This window comes from Methylobacterium sp. J-070 (assembly GCF_022829385.1).
Classification (GTDB): domain Bacteria; phylum Pseudomonadota; class Alphaproteobacteria; order Rhizobiales; family Beijerinckiaceae; genus Methylobacterium.
In genome coordinates this window covers 15,318-35,691 of sequence record NZ_JAKSXX010000243.1, presented here as the reverse complement: position 1 = coordinate 35,691, position 20,374 = coordinate 15,318, and the positions used below count along the sequence as shown (strand labels likewise).

The 20,374-nt window shown below is 71.8% G+C and carries 16 protein-coding genes; 8 read left to right on the top strand and 8 right to left on the bottom strand.

Annotated elements, in window-relative coordinates:
- Positions 1-80: 80 nt before the first annotated feature.
- The 3 genes from MKL01_RS27980 to MKL01_RS27970 all read right to left on the bottom strand — a co-directional run bounded on the left by MKL01_RS27980 (position 81) and on the right by MKL01_RS27970 (position 4,308).
- The gene (locus tag MKL01_RS27980) at positions 81-293 is read right to left on the bottom strand and encodes a hypothetical protein (RefSeq protein ID WP_243908446.1); all 213 of its coding nucleotides are present in this window, start codon (positions 291-293) and stop codon (positions 81-83) included.
- A 188-nt stretch (positions 294-481) separates the two neighbouring features.
- Positions 482-3,895: an acyl-[ACP]--phospholipid O-acyltransferase gene (locus MKL01_RS27975; protein WP_243908445.1), complete on the bottom strand. Its 3,414-nt coding sequence runs from the start codon at positions 3,893-3,895 to the stop codon at positions 482-484.
- Positions 3,896-4,047: 152 nt separating this feature from the next.
- Positions 4,048-4,308, bottom strand: coding sequence for a hypothetical protein (locus MKL01_RS27970; protein ID WP_243908444.1), 261 nt, complete (start codon positions 4,306-4,308; stop codon positions 4,048-4,050).
- 179 nt (positions 4,309-4,487) lie between these two features.
- Here MKL01_RS27970 and MKL01_RS27965 point away from each other — a divergent pair, with 179 nt between their 5' ends.
- Together MKL01_RS27965 and MKL01_RS27960 are read left to right on the top strand one after the other, a co-directional pair.
- Entirely contained in the window at positions 4,488-5,498 is a 1,011-nt protein-coding gene (locus tag MKL01_RS27965) for an SDR family oxidoreductase (RefSeq protein WP_243908443.1), read from the top strand.
- A 57-nt stretch (positions 5,499-5,555) separates the two neighbouring features.
- The gene (locus tag MKL01_RS27960) at positions 5,556-6,440 is read left to right on the top strand and encodes an MBL fold metallo-hydrolase (RefSeq protein ID WP_243908442.1); all 885 of its coding nucleotides are present in this window, start codon (positions 5,556-5,558) and stop codon (positions 6,438-6,440) included.
- 81 nt (positions 6,441-6,521) lie between these two features.
- Here MKL01_RS27960 and MKL01_RS27955 read toward each other — a convergent pair whose 3' ends face one another.
- The 3 genes from MKL01_RS27955 to nthA are packed head-to-tail and all read right to left on the bottom strand — an operon-like array spanning position 6,522 to position 8,148.
- Positions 6,522-6,845, bottom strand: a complete 324-nt coding sequence (locus MKL01_RS27955) for a nitrile hydratase accessory protein (protein ID WP_243908441.1) — start codon at positions 6,843-6,845, stop codon at positions 6,522-6,524.
- Positions 6,842-7,501: a nitrile hydratase subunit beta gene (gene nthB / locus MKL01_RS27950; protein WP_243908440.1), complete on the bottom strand. Its 660-nt coding sequence runs from the start codon at positions 7,499-7,501 to the stop codon at positions 6,842-6,844. The genes MKL01_RS27955 and nthB overlap by 4 nt, the downstream gene beginning before the upstream one ends.
- Complete coding sequence (gene nthA / locus MKL01_RS27945; RefSeq protein WP_243908439.1) at positions 7,498-8,148, bottom strand: nitrile hydratase subunit alpha; 651 nt, start codon at positions 8,146-8,148, stop codon at positions 7,498-7,500. The genes nthB and nthA overlap by 4 nt, the downstream gene beginning before the upstream one ends.
- A 193-nt stretch (positions 8,149-8,341) precedes the next feature.
- On the opposite strand from nthA, the gene MKL01_RS27940 reads away from it, so the two are divergent.
- Both MKL01_RS27940 and MKL01_RS27935 read left to right on the top strand, forming a co-directional pair.
- Positions 8,342-9,043 carry a sigma-70 family RNA polymerase sigma factor gene (locus tag MKL01_RS27940; protein ID WP_243908438.1) on the top strand — a complete coding sequence of 234 codons (702 nt, stop codon included), beginning with the start codon at positions 8,342-8,344 and terminating at the stop codon, positions 9,041-9,043.
- 176 nt (positions 9,044-9,219) lie between these two features.
- Complete coding sequence (locus MKL01_RS27935; protein ID WP_243908437.1) at positions 9,220-10,215, top strand: ABC transporter substrate-binding protein; 996 nt, start codon at positions 9,220-9,222, stop codon at positions 10,213-10,215.
- A 132-nt stretch (positions 10,216-10,347) separates the two neighbouring features.
- On the opposite strand, the gene MKL01_RS27930 is transcribed toward MKL01_RS27935, so the two are convergent.
- Both MKL01_RS27930 and MKL01_RS27925 read right to left on the bottom strand, forming a co-directional pair.
- Positions 10,348-11,742, bottom strand: a complete 1,395-nt coding sequence (locus MKL01_RS27930) for an amidase (RefSeq protein WP_243908436.1) — start codon at positions 11,740-11,742, stop codon at positions 10,348-10,350.
- A gap of 4 nt (positions 11,743-11,746) precedes the next feature.
- Positions 11,747-13,348 (bottom strand): ABC transporter substrate-binding protein, encoded by a 1,602-nt coding sequence (locus MKL01_RS27925; protein WP_243908435.1) that lies wholly within the window; start codon positions 13,346-13,348, stop codon positions 11,747-11,749.
- A 208-nt stretch (positions 13,349-13,556) separates the two neighbouring features.
- On the opposite strand from MKL01_RS27925, the gene MKL01_RS27920 reads away from it, so the two are divergent.
- Genes MKL01_RS27920 through MKL01_RS27905 form a run of 4 tightly spaced genes read left to right on the top strand, consistent with a single transcriptional unit; the run spans position 13,557 to position 20,347 of the window.
- Positions 13,557-15,101, top strand: coding sequence for an acetolactate synthase large subunit (locus tag MKL01_RS27920; RefSeq protein ID WP_243908452.1), 1,545 nt, complete (start codon positions 13,557-13,559; stop codon positions 15,099-15,101).
- Positions 15,098-17,707 (top strand): penicillin acylase family protein, encoded by a 2,610-nt coding sequence (locus MKL01_RS27915; protein ID WP_243908434.1) that lies wholly within the window; start codon positions 15,098-15,100, stop codon positions 17,705-17,707. The genes MKL01_RS27920 and MKL01_RS27915 overlap by 4 nt, the downstream gene beginning before the upstream one ends.
- A gap of 31 nt (positions 17,708-17,738) precedes the next feature.
- On the top strand, positions 17,739-19,223 hold the full coding sequence (locus MKL01_RS27910; protein ID WP_243908433.1) for a M81 family metallopeptidase: 1,485 nt from the start codon (positions 17,739-17,741) through the stop codon (positions 19,221-19,223).
- Entirely contained in the window at positions 19,220-20,347 is a 1,128-nt protein-coding gene (locus tag MKL01_RS27905) for a M20/M25/M40 family metallo-hydrolase (RefSeq protein ID WP_243908432.1), read from the top strand. The genes MKL01_RS27910 and MKL01_RS27905 overlap by 4 nt, the downstream gene beginning before the upstream one ends.
- Positions 20,348-20,374: the final 27 nt, after the last annotated feature.

Genomic DNA, 20,374 nt, shown 5'->3' with positions numbered 1-20,374 from the left:
GATTCTCCGGTTCCGTCGGGGGGACAAGTCCTGCGAGGCCGGCGTCTTCGCCGCCGATACCCGCGGTGTCCGTCCCCGTCCTAGGCCATGCTGACGCCGCGCAGGCCCGGCAGAGCCGGACGGTTCGGCCAGCTCTCCCGGGTCGGGAACGGCACGACGTTCGACGGTATGGCTGCCGATTCGGCGGGGGGTGTCGCCGGGCTCCGATTCTTGTTGAGCTTCGTCCAGCGCCCGATCCGCTTGAAGTACGTCCGCCTAGCGAGCCAAGTCGGAATCCGCCTGTCCTTCAGCATGATCTGTCCCTCTGGATGCGACGTGCGACGACGAAATCCAGCCCGCGGATCCGATCATTGCACCGGATCGAGTCGGGACTGCATTCGTGATACGAGCGGATCGCGGACAGGCCCGCATCCTCCGTTTGGGTGACGCCGGCCCCGGCGGGCTCGGGGCAGCACGCGCCTGTCGCTCCGATCGATGCCGCTCAGGCCGCGGCCGACGCCTTCGCGCGCTCCTGGGCGAGCTTGGCGACGGACATTTGGTCGATCTTGCCGCTTCCGAGCATCGGCAGCGCCTCCAGCACCACCACCTCGGCGGGGATCGCGACGTCCGAGGCGCCGCGGCTCTTGGCGAAGCTCTGGTAGGCCGCCCGGGTGGCATCCCGCGCCTGCGTGAACAGGATGAGCCGCTCGCCCTTGCGCGGGTCCGGCACGGCCGCCACGGCGCTCGGGCGCTCGGGCCAGAGCTCGGCGGCCAGCGCCTCGATGCCGGCGAGGGAGACCATCTCGCCGGCGATCTTGGCGAAGCGCTTGGCCCGCCCCTTGATCGTGATGAAGCCCATCGGGTCGATCTCCACGATGTCCCCGGTGTCGTGCCATCCGTCGGGCGGCGGTTCCAGGACCCCCGGCCGCTCGGCGCGCAGGTAGCCGAGCATGATGTTGGGGCCGCGCACGGACAGGCGGCCGCCCTCGTCGATCCCCGGCACCGCCTGCAGCCGGGTCTCGATGCCCGGCAGGATCCGTCCCACGGTGCCGAAGCGGTTGAACATCGGCGTGTTGAGCGCCACCACCGGCCCGCATTCGGTGACGCCGTAGCCCTCCAGGATCCGCAGACCGAACTTCTCCGCCCAGGTCCTCCGGGTCGTCTCCTTCACGGCTTCGGCCCCGGCCACCACGTAGCGGAGCGAGCGCAGGTCGTAGGCGTGGGCGGCCCGGGCGTAGCCGGTCAGGAACGTGTCGGTCCCGAACAGGACGGTGCTGTTCGAGCCGTAGATCAGCTCCGGCACGATCCGGTAGTGCAGCGGTGACGGGTAAAGGTAGACCGGCACCCCGGAGACCAGGGGCAGCACCAGCCCGGCCGTGAGCCCGAAGGCATGGAACACCGGCAGGACGTTGAACACCTTGTCCATCGGTCCGAAGTCGATCCGAGCCGCCACCTGCGCCACGTTGGCCAGCATGCAGCGGTTGGCCAGCACCACCCCCTTGGGCGTCCCCTCGCTGCCCGAGGTGAAGAGCACGGCCCCCGGATCCTCGCCGGATCGCGCCACCAGCGGCCGGCGGGCGGAGAGCAGCCCGCGGACCTTGTCCGACGTCGTGATGCTGGCCCGCACGTCCTCCAGGTAGATCAGTTCGACCGATTCGCGGATCGCCTCGACCAGCGGGCCGAGCCGCCCCTTCTCGATGAAGGCCCGGGAGGTCAGGATCTTGTCGACCTGCGCCGCCCGGCAGGCCGAGAGGACGCTGGCGGGACCGGCCGAGAAGTTGATCATCGCCGGCACCCGGCCCGCCGAGGCCAGGGCGAACAGGGTGACCGCAGCGCCGTTCGCGTTCGGCAGCATCACGCCGATCCGGCCGCCGAGGGGCGCGAGCGGCATGAGCTTGCGGCCGAGCACGTTGGCGCCCATCACGAGCCGGCCGTAGGTGAGGCGTCCGCCGACCGGATCCTCCAGGGCGTTGCGGCGCCAGCCATGCCGCTCGCCCGCATCGATCAGCGCCGCCATCAGGCCGCGGTCGACGGCGGCGGTGCGGAACACGAGGTCCGACATGATCCCGTAGAGGGCCGCGCCCGCCGCCTGCCGCCTCGCCTTGCCCTTGAGCGCCGGGTCCACGGTCAGGCGCACCGGCGGCATGACGGTCACCGTCACCTTGGGCCACCAGCGGCGGCGCACCTGCCGGCGCGACAGGCGCGAGAACGCGGTGCGCTCCAGCCCGTCGATCTTCACGGGCACGACCATGGCCCCCGACTTGTCGGCGATCAGCCCGGCGCCGTCGTAGACCTTCATCAGGCTGCCGGTGACGGTGAGCCGGCCCTCGGGGAAGATGATGAGGGTCTCGCCGTTCCTGACGGCGTTGATCAGCGTCCGCGTGGCCAGCGGCCGCGTCGGGTCGAGGGGCATCGCCTTGGTGACCCGCAGGAACGGCCGCACCCACCAGCGCTGCGCGATGCCGCTGTCGATCGCGAAGACCGGTTCCTGATCGAGGAGCGACAATGCGAGGGGCGCGTCGAGGAACGACACGTGGTTGAGGGCCACGATGCAGTTCGGCCCGGCGGCCGCGACATTGTCGAGCCCGCGGACCTCCAGGCGGTAGAAGGCCCGGAACAGGATCGAGAGCGCGTCGCGGAACGGGCTGGTCGGGAGGGTCGCGAACACGATCGCGCCGACGACGAGGTTCAGTACCCCCACCAGCGCGAGGAGGCTCGCGATCGACAGGCCGGCGCCCTGCAGACCCGCCAGCGCCAGGGTGCCGGCCACCATGAAGGCCGCCGTCATGACGTTGACCGCGCCGATGATGCGCGCCCGCATCGCCTTCTCGGCCCAGGCCTGCACGGCCGCGAAGGACGGGACGATGTAGAGGCCACCGGACATCGCCAGGCCCAGGAAGTCGACGCCGGTGCGCAGCCCGTGGCCGGTCTGCAGGAAGTCGAGCGGGCCGATCGACTCCGCGGGGGGCGGGGGCAGGTGGCCGATCGTCCAGGCGAGGTCGAGGCCGAACAGGCCCATCAGCACCGCGCCGACCGGGGTGGGCAGGAGGACGATCCGGCCGCTGGCGAGCCAGGAGGCGAGCCCGGAGCCCAGCGCGATGCCGATGGAGAACAGCGCGAGCAGCAGCGTGATCACCGTCTCGGTGCCGTTGAAGGCGCCGCGCACCAGGACGGGCAGCAGCGACAGCACCACGACGCCGACCAGCCAGAACCAGCTCACCGTGAGCGAACCGCGCCACAGCCGCGTGTCGGCCCAGAGGTCGCGCAGCAGCGCGGCGGTCGAGCGGGCGACGTTGGGGTCGACGCGCAGGTCCGGCGCGCCCTCCCCGGTCGCCGGGATCATCCGGGCCGAGAGCCAGCACAGGATGGCGAAGCCCATCACGAGGCCGCCGAACAGGACCCCGGAACCGCCGAGCGACGAGGCCGCTCCGGCCGCGATGGTACCGAGCAGGATCGCCAGGAAGGTCGCGGCCTCCACCAGGGCGTTTCCGGCGGGCAGCTCCTCGCGGCGGAGGTGGTCGGGGAGGATGCCGTATTTGATCGGGCCGAACAGGGCCGCGATCGTTCCGAACAGACCCAGAGCCACGAACAGCACGGGCACGGAATGCAGCAGGAAGCCGAGCACCGCGGTGCCGGCCGCGAAGATCTCGGCGAACTTGAGCCGCCGGGCCATCAGCGCCTTGTCGTAGCGGTCGGCCCATTGGCCGCCGAGCCCCGACAGGATGAAGAACGGGCCGATGAACACCGCGCTTGCGAGCGTCACCAGAACGCCCGCATGCGCATCCGCCTGCCCGCCGATCCCGAACAGGATCAGGAAGGCGAGCGCGTTCTTCAGGAAGTTGTCGTTGAACGCCGAGAAGAACTGGCACCAGAACAGGGGCGCGAAGCGCCGCGCAGTCATCAGGGAACGGAACATGGCGGTCTCTCGGTTCCGAACCTGACTGGCCCAGCAGAGACGCCCAGGTCAAATCCGGCGGCTGCGAACGCACAGCGATCGTCGCCGTCTCGGTTCGGTCCCGTGCGGAGCGGCACCGCCGCCCCGCGCCGGACACGGTCGCCGCGCGGCCGTCAGGCCTTCCGGACGAGGCGCCGGTGCCGCGTCATCGGCGCCCAGATCCGCCGCTCGATCAGGGCGCGCAGGGAGGCGCCGCGGTCGTAGGACCACTGCAGATAGGCCGTGAGCGTCGTGATGACGAAGAGCGCGGCACCGGCCGCGCAGAACGGTATCAGCAGCAGGAAGGTCAGGACCATCCCGACCGCGGTCCGCTCGGCGAGCGAGGCCTGCGGCCAGGGATCGATCGGCAGGGTGAAGCGTCGTCCAGAGCGCATGGCCCAGCCCTCGGTGCCGACACCGTCACGGCACACGCAGTCAACAGCGGCCAGCGCCGGACGTTGCGCCCGCGTCACGGAAATCGCCGGGGCCGTGACATTGCGACCGGGGCGAATCGCGCAACTGTGCGCCGCGACATCGGTTGCCAAGCGGTTCTTCAACCGGAAGCGAGGCGGATATGGCACGGGTGGCGGTCGTTACCGGAGGCACGGCCGGGATCGGACTCGCGACCGCGCATCGATTCGCCGCCGGGGGCTGGTCGGTGGCGGTGATCGCGCGCGATCCGGACCGGCTGACCGCGGCCGAACGAGCGCTTGCCGGCTACGGCCGGCCGGTCCTGGCGATCGCCGCCGACGTCGCCGACCCGCAGGCCGTCGAGGCCGCCGCCGGGCGGGTGGAGCGCGAACTCGGCCCGATCCGCGCCTGGGTGAACAACGCCATGTCCACCGTGGTGAACCCGGCGGACCAGATCACCCCCGACGAGTATCGCCGGGTCACCGAGACCACCTATCTCAGCCAGGTCTACGGGACGCTCGCCGCCCTGCGCTACATGAAGCGGCGCGACCGGGGCGCGATCATCCAGGTCTCGTCCGGGCTCGCGATTCGGGCGGCGCCGCTGCAGGCGCCCTACTGCGCGGCGAAGTTCGCGGTCTCGGGCTTCACCGACGCGCTGCGCTGCGAGTTGATCCACGACCGGGTCAACGTCAGCCTCAGCGTGGTCTATCTGCCGGCGGTCAACACGCCCCAGTTCAACTGGGCGCGCAACCGCACCGGGCATCGTCAGTACGCCCCGGATCCGGTCTTCGATCCGCGGCTCTGCGCCGAGGCGATCCTGTACGCCGTCGAGCACCCCCGCCGGGAGGTCTGGGTCGGGCGCTCGTCGATGATGATGGCCGCCGCGCAGGCGTTGGCGCCGGCGCTCGCCGACCGCAAGGCCGCCTCCATGTGGTCGGCCCAGCTCTCCGACGAGACGATCCCCGAGATGGCCGGCAACCTCTGCGAGCCCGTGCCCGGCCCCGCCGGGATCGACGGACGCTTCACCGGTCGAACCAAGGCGAGCCGGGCCGAGTTTTGCACGAGCCGCACCCGGGACCTCGTGGTCGGCGGCCTCGCCGGCCTGGCGCTGGTCGGGCTCGCCGGCACCGTTCACGCCGCCCGTTCGGCGCGCCGGCTGGAGGGACGGCGCTGACGGCTGCGCTATGGAGCGTTGCCCGATGGTGGAGCACCCGAGGAAGGTTCGCGAACGATGCCCGGCTATCTGCCCTTCGCGGGCGCCCTCAAGCTGCCCGCCTACACCTGCGACAATTGCGGGTTCTGGCAGCGCCACTTCGAGGCGCCCGCCGCCTGCCCGATGTGCCTCGATGCGCGCCACGTGGTGCCGCAGGACGGCTGGCGCTTCCGCACCGCGCGGGAGGCCCAGGACGCGTTCCCGTGCCACTGGCAGGAGCTCGAGCCGGGGGTCTGGCGCTTCTGGAACGCGCCCGTCTCGGGCATCGGCCCCTCCGCCTACCTGATCCAGACGGAGCACGGGAACATGGGCTTCGAGGGCTGCCCGGTCTTCAGCGAGGCCGCCCTCGACCAGATCGAGCGGCTCGGCGGCATGACGGTGCTGTCGGCCTCGCACCCGCATTCCTACGGGGCGCTGCCGCAGCTGCAGGACCGGTTCGACCCGGAACTGTGCCTCCCGGCCGCCGACTTCACGTGGAGCGCGGCGCTCCAGGTGAGCTGGCCCTACGACGATTCCCTGGAGCCCCTGCCGGGTCTGGAACTGCATCGCACCGCCGGCCATTTCGACGGCCACGCGGTCCTGTACGACCGTTCGCGGAAGATCTGCTTCTGCGGCGACGCGCTCAAGTTCGAACTCGACCCGGCGGATGTCCGCCGCGCGACCACGATCTCGGCCCACAAGGCCTTCGTGCGCGGGGTGCCGCTCACCCCGGCCGAGCTGCGCCGCTATCGCGACGTGTTCGAGCGTCTCGACTTCGTCCAGACCTGGACGCCGTTCGAGCCCGCGCGCAATTGCGGACGGGCCGAGGTGCTGGCGCTGCTCGATCAGCTGCTCGGCGGGCGGTCGCACGCGGCACCGGTGCCGCTCGACCGCCTCGGGACCGGGATGGCGGGCCGGACCTGAGGCGCGCGCCGCATTGGCGGGCGCGGCCGATGGCACCGGGACCGGCTCGCGTCCGGGGGCCGGGCTCCGCCGGTCGCAGGCTCAGGGCCGGTGGAGCGGATCGTTCTCCAGGCGGATCGGCTCGCCGTGGGGAGTCGCCGCGGCGGCCCGCAGGAACGCCTCCGCCCGCGCCGCGACGCCCTCGGGTCGGGTGACGCCGCGCTCGGACAGGATCGATTCCAGCGTCTCCAGCCACGCGCCGTAATCGGCCGCCCGCTCGGGCGATCCGGCGGGCCGGATTCCCCGGCCGAGGCGCTCCGTCCATTCCGACCAGGTGAACAGCCCGGCTTCCTGCAGGGAGACCACCATGGCGAAGACCTGCGCCTCCCAGGGCGCCTTGAACGTGCTCGGGGACGGATCGCTCACGCGGGATCCAGATAGGGTTCGAAGGCCGCCACCGTGACGACACTTCCGGCTTCGCCGCTCTCGCCCCAAAGCTCCTGCGCGGTGAACGCCACGGTGTAGAGCCAGGTCGGATTCTCGCCCGCCAGAGAGGCGTTGGTGTCGGGAAGGACGAAGACGCCGTCGACCCGCACGATCCGGCCGCGCTTGCCGCGCACGTAGCGCGGCAGCCGGGTGTGGCCGGTCGGGTGCATGTTGCGCGCGAGGACGGCGTCGCCGACCGCGAACCGGGCTGGGGCTTCGGCGGCGCGGCTGCTCGGGAAGCCGGCCCGGAACCGCTCTTCGAGACCGTCGCGGCTCAGGACCCGGGCGACGGGCTTGGCCGGCTCCGCCGCCTTGCCGGACTCCATCTCGGCCGGCGTCGCCAGCCCGGTCGCCGCGACCTGCTTCTCGAGCGCCCGCAGCCAGATCGCGTAGTAGCTCGACGCGAGGTACTCCGCCGGCGGCAGCGACTCCCGGGCGGCGCGGCTGCCGTCGAGGTTCCAGGCGCCGGTGAAGCCCATCGCCATCGCCATCGCGAAGACGCGGCGCTCCCACGCGGCGTGGAACACCGGCTCGTCCGGCTCCGGCACCACCGGGCCGAAGCCCTGGCCGCCGCCGAGATCCTGGGCGCCGTTCATACCGGCATCTCCACCGGCGCGGCCGGGATGCCCTTGGGCAGGCCCGTGCCGATCATGGCGTCGCGGGTCACGAGGGCGGCAAGCGCCGCCTCGTCGAAGCCCTCGGTCTCGGCAGGACGCAGGGGCAGGACCATGTAGCGGGTCTCCGCGGTGGAATCCCAGACGGTGATGCGGGTGGTCTCGGGGAGCGTCACCCCGAACTCGGCGAGCACGCCGCGGGGGTCGATCACCGCGCGCGCCCGGTAGGGCGGCGCCTTGTACCAGACCGGCGGCAGGCCGAGCACCGGCCAGGGGTAGCAGGAGCAGAGGGTGCAGACGACGAGGTTGTGGGTCTCGGGGGTGTTCTCGACCACCACCATGTGCTCGCCGCCGCGTCCGCCGATGCCGAGTTCCGCGATGGCAGGCGTGGCGTCGGCCAGGAGCCGCGCCCGGAAATCGGGATCGACCCAGGCCCGGGCCACCACCCGGGCGCCGGCATGGGGGCCGACCTTGGTCTCGTAGAGCTCCACCAGGGCATCGAGGGAGGCAGGGTCGATGTAGCCCTTCTCGGTGAGCAGGGATTCGAGCGCCCGCACCCGCGCCTCGATCGGCGAGAGATCGCTACCGTGATCGTGATCATGCGCGTGATGCGCGTGGTCGTGGCTCATACCGCTCTCCCGGCATCGCGCGTCCCGCAGCCCGCCGCCGCGCTGTTGGGACAGCTATACCAGCCGAAGCGTCCGCGAGGCGATACGCAAACAGCCCGAACCCGCGGGCAGCGTTTGGTATCGGTTCATAATTATGCCGGTAATCACGTTAGATCGATTCCAGTATACCAGCACGCCGGATCAGGACGGGTCCATGAACCACGACGCCGAGAGCCCGACCGCGAAGGTGGCCCCCGACCAGGGTGCGATCCGCTACGCGACGATCATCGGCGAGCACCTCGCTTTGCCGATTCGCGCGTATTTCCAGGTGGTCGAGCAGGAGCCGCTGCCGGCCCAGCTCACCGCGCTGCTGGGGCGTTTCGAGGCGGCGGTCGCGGCCCAGGGCCAGACCGTGGCCTTCGACTTCCGCGACGACATCATCAAGGCGCTGCCGGCGCTGCGGACCTTCGCGCTGTCGCTGGTGGGGGACGTGAGCCGGGCCGACGACCTCGTGCAGGAGACCTTCGTCAAGGCGTGGGCCAACCAGAGCCGGTTCCGGCCCGGCACCAACTTCACCGCGTGGCTGTTCACGATCCTGCGCAACCAGTTCTACACCGACCTGCGCAAGACGCGACGCGAGATCGAGGACGTCGACGGGACCCACGCCAGCCAGATGACGTCCCTGTCCGACCAGGAGGATGCCAGCACCCTCAAGGTCGTCTGGGAGCGGCTCGGCGCGCTGCCGGCGACGCAGCGTCAGGCGTTGCTGCTGGTCGGCGCGGAGGGCCACACCTACGAGGAGGCAGCGACCAAGCTCGGCTGCCAGGTCGGCACCGTGAAGAGCCGGGTGAGCCGGGCACGGTCGTCGCTGCTCGACACGCTCGGCGTGGTGGTGGCGGGCCAGGCGCCGGCCTGACGTCGGGCGTTCATCCGGCGACTGGCCTCCCGCATCAGATGCCGGTCGGGCCGGCCGGCTCGTCGCGCGAACATCGGCGGGCGATTGCCGGAGCCGGGTGTTCTACGGGTCATCGAAGGTCTGGACGCCGCAAAGACTGCAAGCCAGTTTGTTGCCGAGGCTCCCGGGAGAGCGGGATGAGGCGACGCAGGTTCATCGCGGCAGGCGCGGCGTTTCTGGGCTCGACGCGTGCCGCGCGACCTCAGCCCTGGCGCGCGCGCAAGCTCGCGATCGCACATCCCGACCGGCCGGTCGCCCGCCTGACCCGGGAGGGCAGCCCTTACTTCGCGACGTTCTTCAAGGAATTGGCGAGCCGCGGCTTCGTGGAGGGCGACAACCTGGTCGTCAATCGCTTCGATGGCGGCGGGATAGCGGAGACCTACAAGACGATCGCCAAGGATGTCGTCGACTGGCATCCCGACGTGATCCTGGCCGTGTCGGATCGGATGACCAAGCTGCTCAAGGATCTGACGGCCGACATACCGATCATTGCCTTGACCAGCGATCCGATCGCCTATGGACTCTCGAACAGTCTGTCGAACCCCGACGGGAACATTACGGGGATCATGGTCAATTCGAGTTCGGCGATCTTCGAGAAGAGGATCGAGTTCCTGCGGGAGATCGTGCCCGGCACTGGCGGCATCTATCAGCTCACCTCCCGGACCCTCTGGGAGAGCCCGCTGGGATCGAGCGTCCGATCGGCGGTGGAGGGTGCCGGCCTGCAGCTGATCGGCCCCCCGGTCGAAAGCCCGCATCGCGAGCCGCAATACAGAGCCGCGGTGGCCTCCGCGGCGCAGCAGACCGGGGCCGCCCTGGTCACGACCGCGGTGGAGAACCTCAACAACGTCGATCTGATCATCGCGCTGATGCGGCAATATCGGATCGCCGCCTTCTATCCCTTGCGCGAATACGTCGATAAGGGCGGACTGATCGGCCACGACATCGACGTGAACGATCTCTTCCGCCATGTCGGACAGCAGGTCGCCGCGGTCTTGAAGGGCGATGCGGTGCGGACGATACCGTTCTATCAGCCGTTGCGTCTGAAGCTCGTGATCAACCTGGCCTCTGCGGCGGCTGCCGGCATCGATCTGCCGGGAAGCCTCATCGCCCGGGCCGACGAGGTGATCGAGTGACCGGGCCGTCCGCCGACCAGGGTCCTCGCGGTGCATCGCTCGCCGCTCGCCCGCGGGCGTGAGCCCCGGCGGGCGGATCGGGCGGGGACCGCCCGCGGCGCGGTCCCTGTCGCGACGGACCCGGCGCCGCCGTCAGCCGATTGGGGGCCGGCGCCGGTGCCAGTCGGTCGCGCCCTGGTAGGCCTGCCCGATCCGCAGGGCCATCGCCTCGTCGTAGCCGCGGCAGACGATCTGGAGCGAGAGCGGCAGCCCTGAGGCGGTGTAGCCGTCCGGCAGCGACAGGGCGCAGAGATCGAGCATGTTGCCGAAGCGGGTGAAGCGCGACGGCAGGTGCGCTTCGTCGACCTCGGAGAGCGCCACGGCGGCGCATTCCGTGGTCGGCGTCAGCAGGGCGTCGATGCCGTCGAGCGCCGCCGCGTATTGCAGCTTCATCGTAGCGCGCCGCTGCAGCGTGCCCAGGTAGTCCTGGGCCGACACCGCGGCGCCGGCCAGGATCCGCGCCCGCACGGCGTCGCCGAGCGGCGCGGCCGGATCCTCCGCCAGCGCACCGTTGACGAAGTAGGCTTCCGCGTTGGTGATCTGGCTCAGCGCCATGCAGTCGCTGAACCGGAACGGCAGGGCGACGTCGACGATCTCGGCGCCCTGCCCGGCCAGAAGGTCGAGCGCGGCGTCGTAGGCCTCCAGCATGTCGGAAGCGACGCCCGCGCGCTCCGCCGCGGGCATGCGCCCGAGCCGCAGGCCGCGCACGCCCCGCTTGAAGGTCGCCCAGGGCGCCTCCGGCTGGATCCCGCGGGTCGTCGGATCGAGGGGATCGGGGCCCGAAAGCGCCTCGTAGAGGAGCGCGGTGTCCTCCACGGTGCGGGCCAGCGGGCCGGGGGTGTCCAGGGTCGTCGAGAGCGGCACGATCCCCCAGGTCGAGACACGTCCGACCGTCACCTTGAGGCCGGTGAGCCCGCAGAAGGCGGCGGGCAGGCGCACGGAGCCGCCGGTATCGGTGCCGATGCCCCAGGGCGCCATCCGGGCCGCCACCGCGACGCCGGTGCCGCTGCTCGACCCGCCGGGGGTGCGCGGCGTCTCGAAATCCCAGGGGTTCCAGGGCGTGCCGAGATGCTGGTTGGTGCCCCAGCCGCCATAGGCGAACTCGACCGTGTGGGTCTTGCCGAGCACGATCATCCCCTGCGCGATCAGGCGCCGGGCGATGGTGGCGGTGCGCTCGGCCCGGCGCGCCCGATGGGCGGCCGACCCGCCCATGGTGACCCGGCCCTCCAGGTCGATCAGGTCCTTGAGCACCACCGGGACGCCGTGGAGCGGACCCACCGCGTGGCCCGACCGGATCGCCCGGTCGGCGCCCTCGGCGGCGAGGCGGGCATCGGCCTCGAAGACCTCCGTGAAGGCCCGGAGTTTCGGCTCCAGCTCCGCGACGCGGCCGAGCAGCGCGTCGACCGCGTCGACCGGCGACAGGCTACGCGACCGGAACGCTTGCCCGAGTTCGGATGCGGAGGCGTGTATGGGATCGAGATCGGACATCGGTTTACTGCACGCTGACGAGGGTGAGATCGACGAACCAGGATTGCGGCGAGACGAAGCCGTGGATCTTCTTCGACATCCCGCGGGGATTGAGGTCGTGCACGACGAACAGCCACGGCGGATTGTCCACGAGGCGCTCGTGGGCGATCCGGGTCTGCGCGTCGATGACCTTCGCGTCGGTGGTCTCGGCGAGCGCCTTGAGGGCGGCGTCGAAGGCGTCGTCCTTCCAGTTCGGGAAGTTGAAGCCGGTGGGCGGGAACCGGTCGCCGCCGAAGTAGCGGGCCATCACGGCGGCGTCCGACGAGGGCGAGGAGACGTTGAGCGCCATCGAGCCCTGGAGGCCCGGCGCGTCCGGCAGCGCCCGGCTCGAATTGAGCAGCACCTGCCACTCGACCACGTTGAAGCTGAGATCGACGTTGCAGGCCTGCTTGAGATTCTCCTGCAGGTACTCGTTCATCGGCATGGGCAGCATCTGGCCCGAGCCCGAGGACGAGATCATCACCTTGAGGCTGAGGGGCTTCCTGTCGGTGAAGCCGGCCTCGGCGAGCAGCGCCTTCCCCTTGGCGGCGTCGAACGTGTAGCGGTTCTTCGGGGCGCCGAAATTCGGGTCCTTGTCGTTGAGCCAGCCGGTCGCCGGCTCCGCGGTGCCGTTGAGGAGCTCGACGATGCCGGCGCGGTCGATGCAGTAGTTCAGGGCCTGGCGGACGCGCACGTCCTTCAGCGGGCTGTCCTTCGCGCCGATATTGTAGATGTACGGCCAGACATGCGGGTAGGACCCGGTGGTGATGGTGAAGCCCGCCTGCTTGAGGGACGGGATCGCGTCCGGAGCCGGCACCTCGATCCAGTCGACCTGACCCGCCCGGAGCGCCGCGACCCGGGCATTCGCCTCCGGGATCGGCATCAGCCGGACCTTGTCGACCTTGGCCATCCGGTCCGGATCCCAGTAGCCGTCGAACCGCGCGAGGTCGACCGCCTCGCGCGGGGCGACGCGGGTGATCTTGAACGGCCCGGTGCCGGCCGCCGGCAGGGCGGCGACCTTGCCCCAGTCGCGGCCCGCGGTCTCGAACGATCGGGGCGAGGTGAACAGCAGGTAGACCACCATGTAGGGGAAGTACGACGCCACCTGCGTGGTGGTGATCTGCACGGTGGAATCGTCGATCTTCCGGTAGCTGCCGACCAGCGGCGCCCGGGCGCGGGAGATGCCGGCGCCCTGGGGCTCGAATTGCGGGCTGTCGTTCTTGTAGTAGCGGTCGAGGTTCCAGATCACCGCGTCGGCGTTGAACGGCGTCCCGTCATGGAACTTGACGCCCTGGCGCAGGTGGAAGGTCCAGACCGTCTTGTCGCTTGGGTCCTGCTCCCAGCGCTCGGCCAGGGCGGGGATGAGGCCGGCGAGCTTGGTCGTGCTCCTGAGGTCCCACTGCACCAGCCCTTCGAAGATCGGGTAGCCGAGGAAGCGCATGCCCTCGAAGCCGTTGTTGGGCATGCCCGTGGTGGTGGGAATGTCGGTCGCCGTCATGGCGATGCGCAGCACGCTCTCGGCGCTGGCCGGCCCGGTCAGGGCGACGGACCCCGCCAGGGCGGCAGCGATCAGGCGGCGAAACGTCATGAGACCCATCCGTCGAAGTTGCGGCGCGCCCGGCGCAAGTCCCGCGCCATGCCCGGGCTTACGCCCTGCGTCCGGCGAACAGAAGATGCCAGGCTTCGCCCCTTGCGCGCGGCGCCGTCTGCGCCACGATAATAAAAAATGCGAGTCGCCGGCCGCACCGGTCCGGACCGCCAGGGAGCCGCCCGTGACCGATGGAACGCCGAGCACCATGAACGGGGCCGAGAGCCTGGTCCGGACCCTCGTCGACGGCGGGGTCGAGGTCTGCTTCACCAACCCGGGCACCTCGGAGATGCATTTCGTGGCCGCCCTCGACCGGGTCGAGGGCATGCGCTGCGTGCTGTTCCTGTTCGAGGGCGGGGCCACCGGCGCGGCGGACGGCTACGCCCGCATGGCCGACAGGCCGGCCTCGACCCTGCTCCACCTCGGCCCCGGCCTCGCCAACGGGCTGGCCAACCTCCACAACGCCAAGAAGGCGCGCACGCCCGTCGTCAACATCGTCGGCGAGCATGCCACCTACCACCGCGAATACAACGCGCCGCTGACCTCCGACATCGAGGGGCTGGCCCGGCCGATGTCGTCCTGGGTGCGGACCGGGATGAGCGCGGCCGAGATCGGCCTGGACGGCGCCGCGGCGATCGCGGCCGCCCGCACCGCCCCGGGGCAGGTCGCGACCCTGATCCTGCCGGCCAACACCGCGTGGGATCCCGGCACGGGACCCGCGCCGGTGCCGCCGGTGCCCGAGCGGGCGCGGGCGAGCGACGACGCGGTCGCGGCCGCCGTCAGGGCGCTGCGGAGCGGCGAGCCGGTGCTCCTGCATCTCGGCGACCGGGCGGTGCGCAACGAGGGCCGGGTGATCGCCGACCGGATCGCCCGGGCGACCGGCGCGCAACTGCTGGCGATGACCTCGAATTCCCGGATCGACCGCGGCGCCGGCACGGTGCCGATCGAGCGCCTGCCCTACCCGATCGACCAGGGCATCGCGGCGCTCAAGGATTTCCGCCACATCATCCTGATCGGCGCGACCCCGCCGGTGGGCTTCTTCGCCTATCCGGGCAAGCCGAGCCTGCTGGCCCCCGAGGGCAGCAGCACCATCACGCTGGCCACCCCCGAGGAGGACCAGATCGACGCCCTGGAGCGGCTCGCCGAGGCCGTCGCGGCCCCGCCCGCCGAGCCGATCGCGGTCGCGCCCCGCCCGAAGCTGCCGACCACCGGGCCCCTCGACCAGGACACGATCGGGCAGGTGCTCGGCGCGCTGATCCCGGAGGGCGCGGTGATCTGCGACGAGTCGATCACGACGGGGCGCAACTTCTTCGCCCTGACCCGGGACGCGGCGCCCCATACCTGGCTCCAGCTCAGCGGCGGGTCGATCGGGCTCGGCATTCCGATGGCCACCGGCGCGGCCGTGGCCTGCCCCGACCGCAAGGTCATCAACCTCCAGGCCGACGGCAGCGGGCTCTACACCGTGCAGGCGCTCTGGACCCAGGCCCGCGAGCGCCTCGACGTGGTGACGCTGGTCTGGTCGAACCGCTCCTACGCGATCCTGCGGGCGGAACTCGCCAATGTCGGCGCGCTCAATCCCGGACCGAAGGCGCTCGGCATGCTGAGCCTCGACGATCCGGCGCTGGATTGGGTCAGCCTCGCCCGGGGCTTCGGCGTCGAGGGCCGGCGGGTCGAGACGCTTCCCGACTTCATCGAGGCGTTCCGGGACGCGCTGGCCAAGCCGGGTCCGCACCTCATCGAAGTGGCTCTGTGAGCGGGGCCACGTACCCCCTCCCCGGCCTCGAGGCGCCGGCGGAGATCCGGGTCGACCGCTGGGGGCTGGCGCATATCCGGGCCGGGACCACGCTCGACGCCTTCCGGGCTCAGGGCTTCAACGCGGCCCGGGACCGGCTGTGGCAGCTCGACCTCTGGCGCAAGCGCGGCCTCGGCCTGCTGGCGGCGGATTTCGGACCCGGCTACCTCGCCCAGGACCGCGCCGCCCGGCTGTTCCTCTACCGCGGCGACATGGCGGCGGAATGGGCCGCCTACGGGCCGCAGGACACGAAGGCCATCGTGACGGCCTTCGTGGACGGGCTCAACGCCTTCGTGGCGCTCACCGAGGCGCGGCCCGAGCTGCTGCCGCCGGAATTCGCCCTGACCGCAACCCGCCCGGGCCGCTGGCAGCCGGAGGACGTGGTGCGCATCCGCAGCCACGCCCTGGTGCGCAACGTCCTGTCCGAGGTCGCCCGCGCCCGGGTGCTGGCCCGCGCGGAAACCCGCGCGGCCGGGCTCGCCGCGGACGACCTGCGTAAGCGGATCAGCCCGCCGCACGATCCGGTGGTCCCGGACGGCCTCGACGCCGCCGACTGGCCGGACGATCTCCTGGACGAATTTCGCCTCGCCACCGCGGCGGTCGGGTTCACCCCCGAACGGATGGCGGCCGCCCGGGAGGACGCCTGGGCCTGGAGCAAGGTCGACGCGCACGGCGCCGTCACGCGGGACCGGCGGGCCGCCCCGCGGGAGCCGGCCGAGGGCTCGAACAACTGGGTGATCGGGCCGTCCCGCACCGACACCGGCCGGCCGATCCTGGCGAGCGACCCGCACCGGGTCTACCTGCAGCCGTCGCTGCGCTACGCCGTCCACCTCACCGCCCCGGGCCTCGACGTGATCGGGGCCGGCGAGCCGGCGCTGCCGGGCATCTCCATCGGCCATAACGGCCGCGCCGCCTTCAGCCTGACCATCGCGCCGATGGACCAGGAGGATCTGTTCGTCTGCGCCACGGACCCGGACGACCCGGATCGTTTTCGATACGGCGCCGGCTGGGAGCCGATCACCCGCATCGCGGAGACGATCCCGGTGCGCGGCGGCCCGGACGAGACCGTGGTGCTCGGCTTCACCCGCCACGGACCGGTGATCCGCGAGGCGGGCGGCCGCGCCTTCGCGCTGCGGACCGTCTGGTCCGAGCCGGGTTCTGCCGCCTATCTCGGCAGCCTCGCCTATCTCGGCGCCACCGACCCGGAGGGCTTCGGCGCGGCGCTGCGCCACTGGTCGGCACCCTCGGTGAACCAGCTCTACGCCGACGCCGCGGGCCGCATCGCGTGGTTCATGGCCGGCAAGGCACCGGTGCGACCGGCCCATGACGGGCTGTTGCCGGTGCCGGGCGACGGCCGCTACGACTGGGCCGGGTTCCACGATCCGGGCACCCTGCCCCGGAGCATCGATCCGGATACGGGCTGGCTCGCCACCGCCAACGAGATGAACCTGCCGCCGGATTTCCCCGTGGAGGCCCGGAAGGTCGGGTTCGAGTGGGCCGAACCCTGGCGCGCCCGCCGCATCCGGGCGGTGCTCGGCGCGCAGATCGGGCACAACCTGGAGGATTCGCGGGCGCTCCAGGGCGATGCTGTCTCCGAGCCGGCCCTGCGGCTCGCCGATCTGATCCGGGCGCTCCCGGCGGGGTCCGATCCGGATGTCGCCTCGGCCCAGGCCCTGCTGGCGTCGTTCGACGGGGCGCTGCACCCGGAGTCCGCCGCGGCCGCCCTCATCGAGCTCGTCTGGGTGCACCACCTGCGCCCGGCCCTGCTGGCGGCACTCGTGCCCGATGCCGGGACGCGCCGCCTCCTGCCCCCCGGCGACACGCAGAGCCTGATCGAGCGGCTGGAAAGTGGTCTCGACCCGGCGACGCGCGACAGGCTGCTGATGGACGGGCTCGGCGCAGCGTTCCGGGAGTGCCTGGATCGGTTGGGACCGGATCCCTCGGGGCAGCCCACGGCGGATACACCGGGTACCCTCCCTCCCCCCTCTGCGGGGGAGGATGGCCCTCGCGTCAGCGAGGGTCGGGTCGGGACGAAGTCCCGCGAGGGGGGAACCCGGCTTCCGGACGAGGCGATCGCCTTCACGAAGGCCGAGCCGGATTCTGCGCCGTCGCTCCCCTCTCCCGACCCGCTTCGCGGGCCACCCTCCCCCGCAGAGGGGGGAGGGAGCGATGCGGAGACGTCCGCCCTTGACGCCGGCTGGTCCTGGGGCCGACTGCACCACGCCCTGTTCGCCCACCCCCTCACCGGCCTGAGGCCGGACGAGGCCTGGGATGTCGGTCCGCTGCCCGTGGGCGGGTCCGCGGCATCGGTCATGCACGCGGAGTACCGGACCGACACGTTCCGGCTGACCCACGGCGCCTCGTTCCGCATGGTCGTAGACGTGGGCGACTGGGACCGGTCGGTCTTCGTCAACGTGCCGGGCCAGTCGGGGAACCCGGAGAGCCCGCACTATGCCGACCTGGCCCCGGTCTGGGGGCGCCAGGACCACGTGCCGATGCTCTACGGCCGCGCGACCGTGGACGCGGCCACCGAGACCGTCATCGCGCTGACCCCGGGACCCGCCTGATCCGGCGGCCGGAACGGATTGGGACACGACCTTGAAGATCTTCATCGCGGGCCTCGCCACCGAGACCAATACCTTCGCCCCGCTGCCGACGGGCCGCGCGGCCTTCCGCGCCGACTACGCCCGCCGGGACGGGAGCCGGAACCCGCCGAGCCTCAGCAACATCGGCCTCAAGGCCTGGCGCGCGATGGCCGAGGCGGACGGGCACACGGTGGTCGAGAGCCTCTCGACCTTCGCCCAGCCCGGCGGGATCACCCTGCGGGCCGTCTACGAGGAGCTGCGCGACGCGCTGCTGGAGGATCTGAAGGCGGCGCTGCCGGTCGACGCGGTGCTGCTGTTCATGCACGGCGCCATGGTGGCCGAGGGCTATGACGATTGCGAGGGCGACACCCTGGAGCGGGTCCGCGCCGTGGTCGGGCCCGACGCGACGATCGGCGTCGAGCTCGACCTGCACTGCCACCTCACCGAGGCGATGCGGGCCAGCGCCGACGTGATCGTGATCTACAAGGAATACCCGCACACCGACATCGTCGACCGCGCCCGCGACCTCTACCCCCTCGTGGTGCGGACGGCCTCGAAAGAGATCCGGCCGGTCATGGCCTATGCCGATTGCCGGATCGTCAACATGTGGCGCACCAGCCGCGAGCCGGTGGCGGGCTTCGTGCGCCGCATGGAGGCTCTGGAGGGGCAGGACGGCATCCTGTCGGTCTCCTTCGGGCACGGGTTCCCCTGGGGGGACGTGGCGGAGGTCGGCGCCAAGATGCTCGTCGTCGCCGACGGCGACGCCGGGAAGGCGCAGGCTCTGGCCGACGAACTCGCCGCCGCCGTCTGGGCGATGCGGGAAGAGGCGGCGAGCCGCTGCGACAGCATCGATGCGGCCATCGACGCGGCGCTGGCTTCGCGGGACCCGCGCCCGATGGTGCTCGCCGACTTCGCCGACAATGCCGGCGCCGGCGCGCCTTCGGACAACACCGCCATCCTCGCTCGTCTGGCGGAGCGGGGCGTGACGGGCGCGGCCCTCGGGCTGATCTGGGATCCCGGCGCGGTCGGCATCTGCCACGAGGCCGGGCTCGGGGCGACGTTCGCGCTCCGGATCGGCGGCAAGTGCGGCGTGACCTCGGGTGACCCCGTCGACCTGCGCGTCACCGTGCGCGGCCTCTCGGACGATCACAGCCAGACCGGGCTCAGCGGCGGCCGCGCTGATCTCGGTCCCGCCGCCTGGGTGGAGGCGGACGGGATCCACGTGGTGCTGACCCACAGGCGCCAGCAGGCCTTCGCGCCGGATGCCTTCACGGGGCTCGGGCTCACCCTCGACGACAAGCGGATCGTCGTGGTGAAGTCGATGCAGCATTTCTACGCCGCCTTCGCACCCGTCGCGAGCGAGGTCCGCTACGTCGCGGCGCCCGGGGCCGTCCCGCCGGATTACGGCGCGATCCCCTACACCAAGCGCTCCGGCCTCTACTGGCCCCGCGTCGCCGATCCCTTCGCCGATCCCCGCGCCGAGGACGCCGCCCGATGATCCCGGACCTGCCCTTCGATGCGCGCGAGATCCTGGCGAGCCTGCGTCCCTGGGTCGAATGCGAGAGCCCGACCCACGACGCGGCGGCGGTCAACCGGATGATGGGCGTGGCCGCCCGCGATCTCGCCGTCGCGGGGGCGCGGGTCGAGACGATCCCCGGCCGGATGGGCCTGAGCGACTGTGTCCGGGCGCGGTTCCCCCACCGGGACCGCGACCGGCCCGGCATCCTGGTCCTCGGCCATCTCGATACGGTGCATCCGGTCGGCACCCTGAACAGCCTCCCCTGGCGGATCGAGGGCGACCGCGCCTATGGGCCCGGCATCCTCGACATGAAGGGCGGGAACGTCATCGCGCTGGCGGCGATCCGCGCGCTCGCGGCGGCCGGGATCGAGACGCCGCTGCCCGTCACCGTGCTGTTCACCGGCGACGAGGAGGTCGGCAGCCCCTCGACCCGCGACCTGATCGAGGCCGAGGCGGCCCGGCACGCCGTCGTGCTGGTGCCGGAGCCCGGCCAGCCCGAGAACGGCGTGGTCACGGGGCGCTACGCCATCGCGCGGTTCGATCTGGAGGCGGTCGGCCGCCCGAGCCACGCCGGCGCCTCGCCCCACGAGGGGCGCTCGGCGATCCGCGCCATGGCGCGGAAGATCCTGGCCATCGACGCGCTGTCGGATGCCGATTGCACCGTCTCCACCGGCATCGTCTCCGGCGGCCAGTGGGTGAACTGCGTCCCGACCCTGTGCCGCGGTCAGGCGCTCAGCATGGCCAAGCGCCAGGCCGACCTCGACCGCGGCGTCGCGCGGATGCTGGCCCTGTCGAGGGAGGAGGACGGCGTCCGCTTCACGGTGACCCGGGGCGTGACCCGCCCGGTCTGGGAGCCGGATGCGGGCGGGATCGCCCTCTACGAGCGGGCGCGGATCCTGAGCGAGGCGCTGGGCCAGAGCCTGCCCCAGCGCAGCGCCGGCGGCGGCTCGGACGGCAACTTCACCGGCGCCAACGGCATCCCGACGCTGGACGGCCTCGGGCCGCTCGGCCAGGGCTACCACACCCTGGAGGAGCACGTGCTGATCGACACGCTGCCCCGCCGGGCGCGGCTGTTCGCGGCCCTGCTGGCCGATCTCGGTTGAGCGGAGCCAAGGCGGCTCGGGCTGAGC

Excerpts from the sequence above, each read along its gene's own strand:
- MKL01_RS27905 (WP_243908432.1), top strand. The coding sequence starts at position 19,220 with ATGATCCCGGACCTGCCCTTCGATGCGCGCGAGATCCTGGCGAGCCTG.
- MKL01_RS27970 (WP_243908444.1), bottom strand. The coding sequence starts at position 4,308 with ATGCGCTCTGGACGACGCTTCACCCTGCCGATCGATCCCTGGCCGCAG.
- MKL01_RS27920 (WP_243908452.1), top strand. The coding sequence starts at position 13,557 with ATGAACGGGGCCGAGAGCCTGGTCCGGACCCTCGTCGACGGCGGGGTC.
- MKL01_RS27965 (WP_243908443.1), top strand. The coding sequence starts at position 4,488 with ATGGCACGGGTGGCGGTCGTTACCGGAGGCACGGCCGGGATCGGACTC.
- nthA (WP_243908439.1), bottom strand. The coding sequence starts at position 8,148 with ATGAGCCACGACCACGCGCATCACGCGCATGATCACGATCACGGTAGC.
- MKL01_RS27960 (WP_243908442.1), top strand. The coding sequence starts at position 5,556 with ATGCCCGGCTATCTGCCCTTCGCGGGCGCCCTCAAGCTGCCCGCCTAC.
- MKL01_RS27925 (WP_243908435.1), bottom strand. The coding sequence starts at position 13,348 with ATGACGTTTCGCCGCCTGATCGCTGCCGCCCTGGCGGGGTCCGTCGCC.
- MKL01_RS27980 (WP_243908446.1), bottom strand. The coding sequence starts at position 293 with ATGCTGAAGGACAGGCGGATTCCGACTTGGCTCGCTAGGCGGACGTAC.
- MKL01_RS27975 (WP_243908445.1), bottom strand. The coding sequence starts at position 3,895 with ATGTTCCGTTCCCTGATGACTGCGCGGCGCTTCGCGCCCCTGTTCTGG.
- nthB (WP_243908440.1), bottom strand. The coding sequence starts at position 7,501 with ATGAACGGCGCCCAGGATCTCGGCGGCGGCCAGGGCTTCGGCCCGGTG.
- MKL01_RS27930 (WP_243908436.1), bottom strand. The coding sequence starts at position 11,742 with ATGTCCGATCTCGATCCCATACACGCCTCCGCATCCGAACTCGGGCAA.
- MKL01_RS27940 (WP_243908438.1), top strand. The coding sequence starts at position 8,342 with ATGAACCACGACGCCGAGAGCCCGACCGCGAAGGTGGCCCCCGACCAG.
- MKL01_RS27935 (WP_243908437.1), top strand. The coding sequence starts at position 9,220 with ATGAGGCGACGCAGGTTCATCGCGGCAGGCGCGGCGTTTCTGGGCTCG.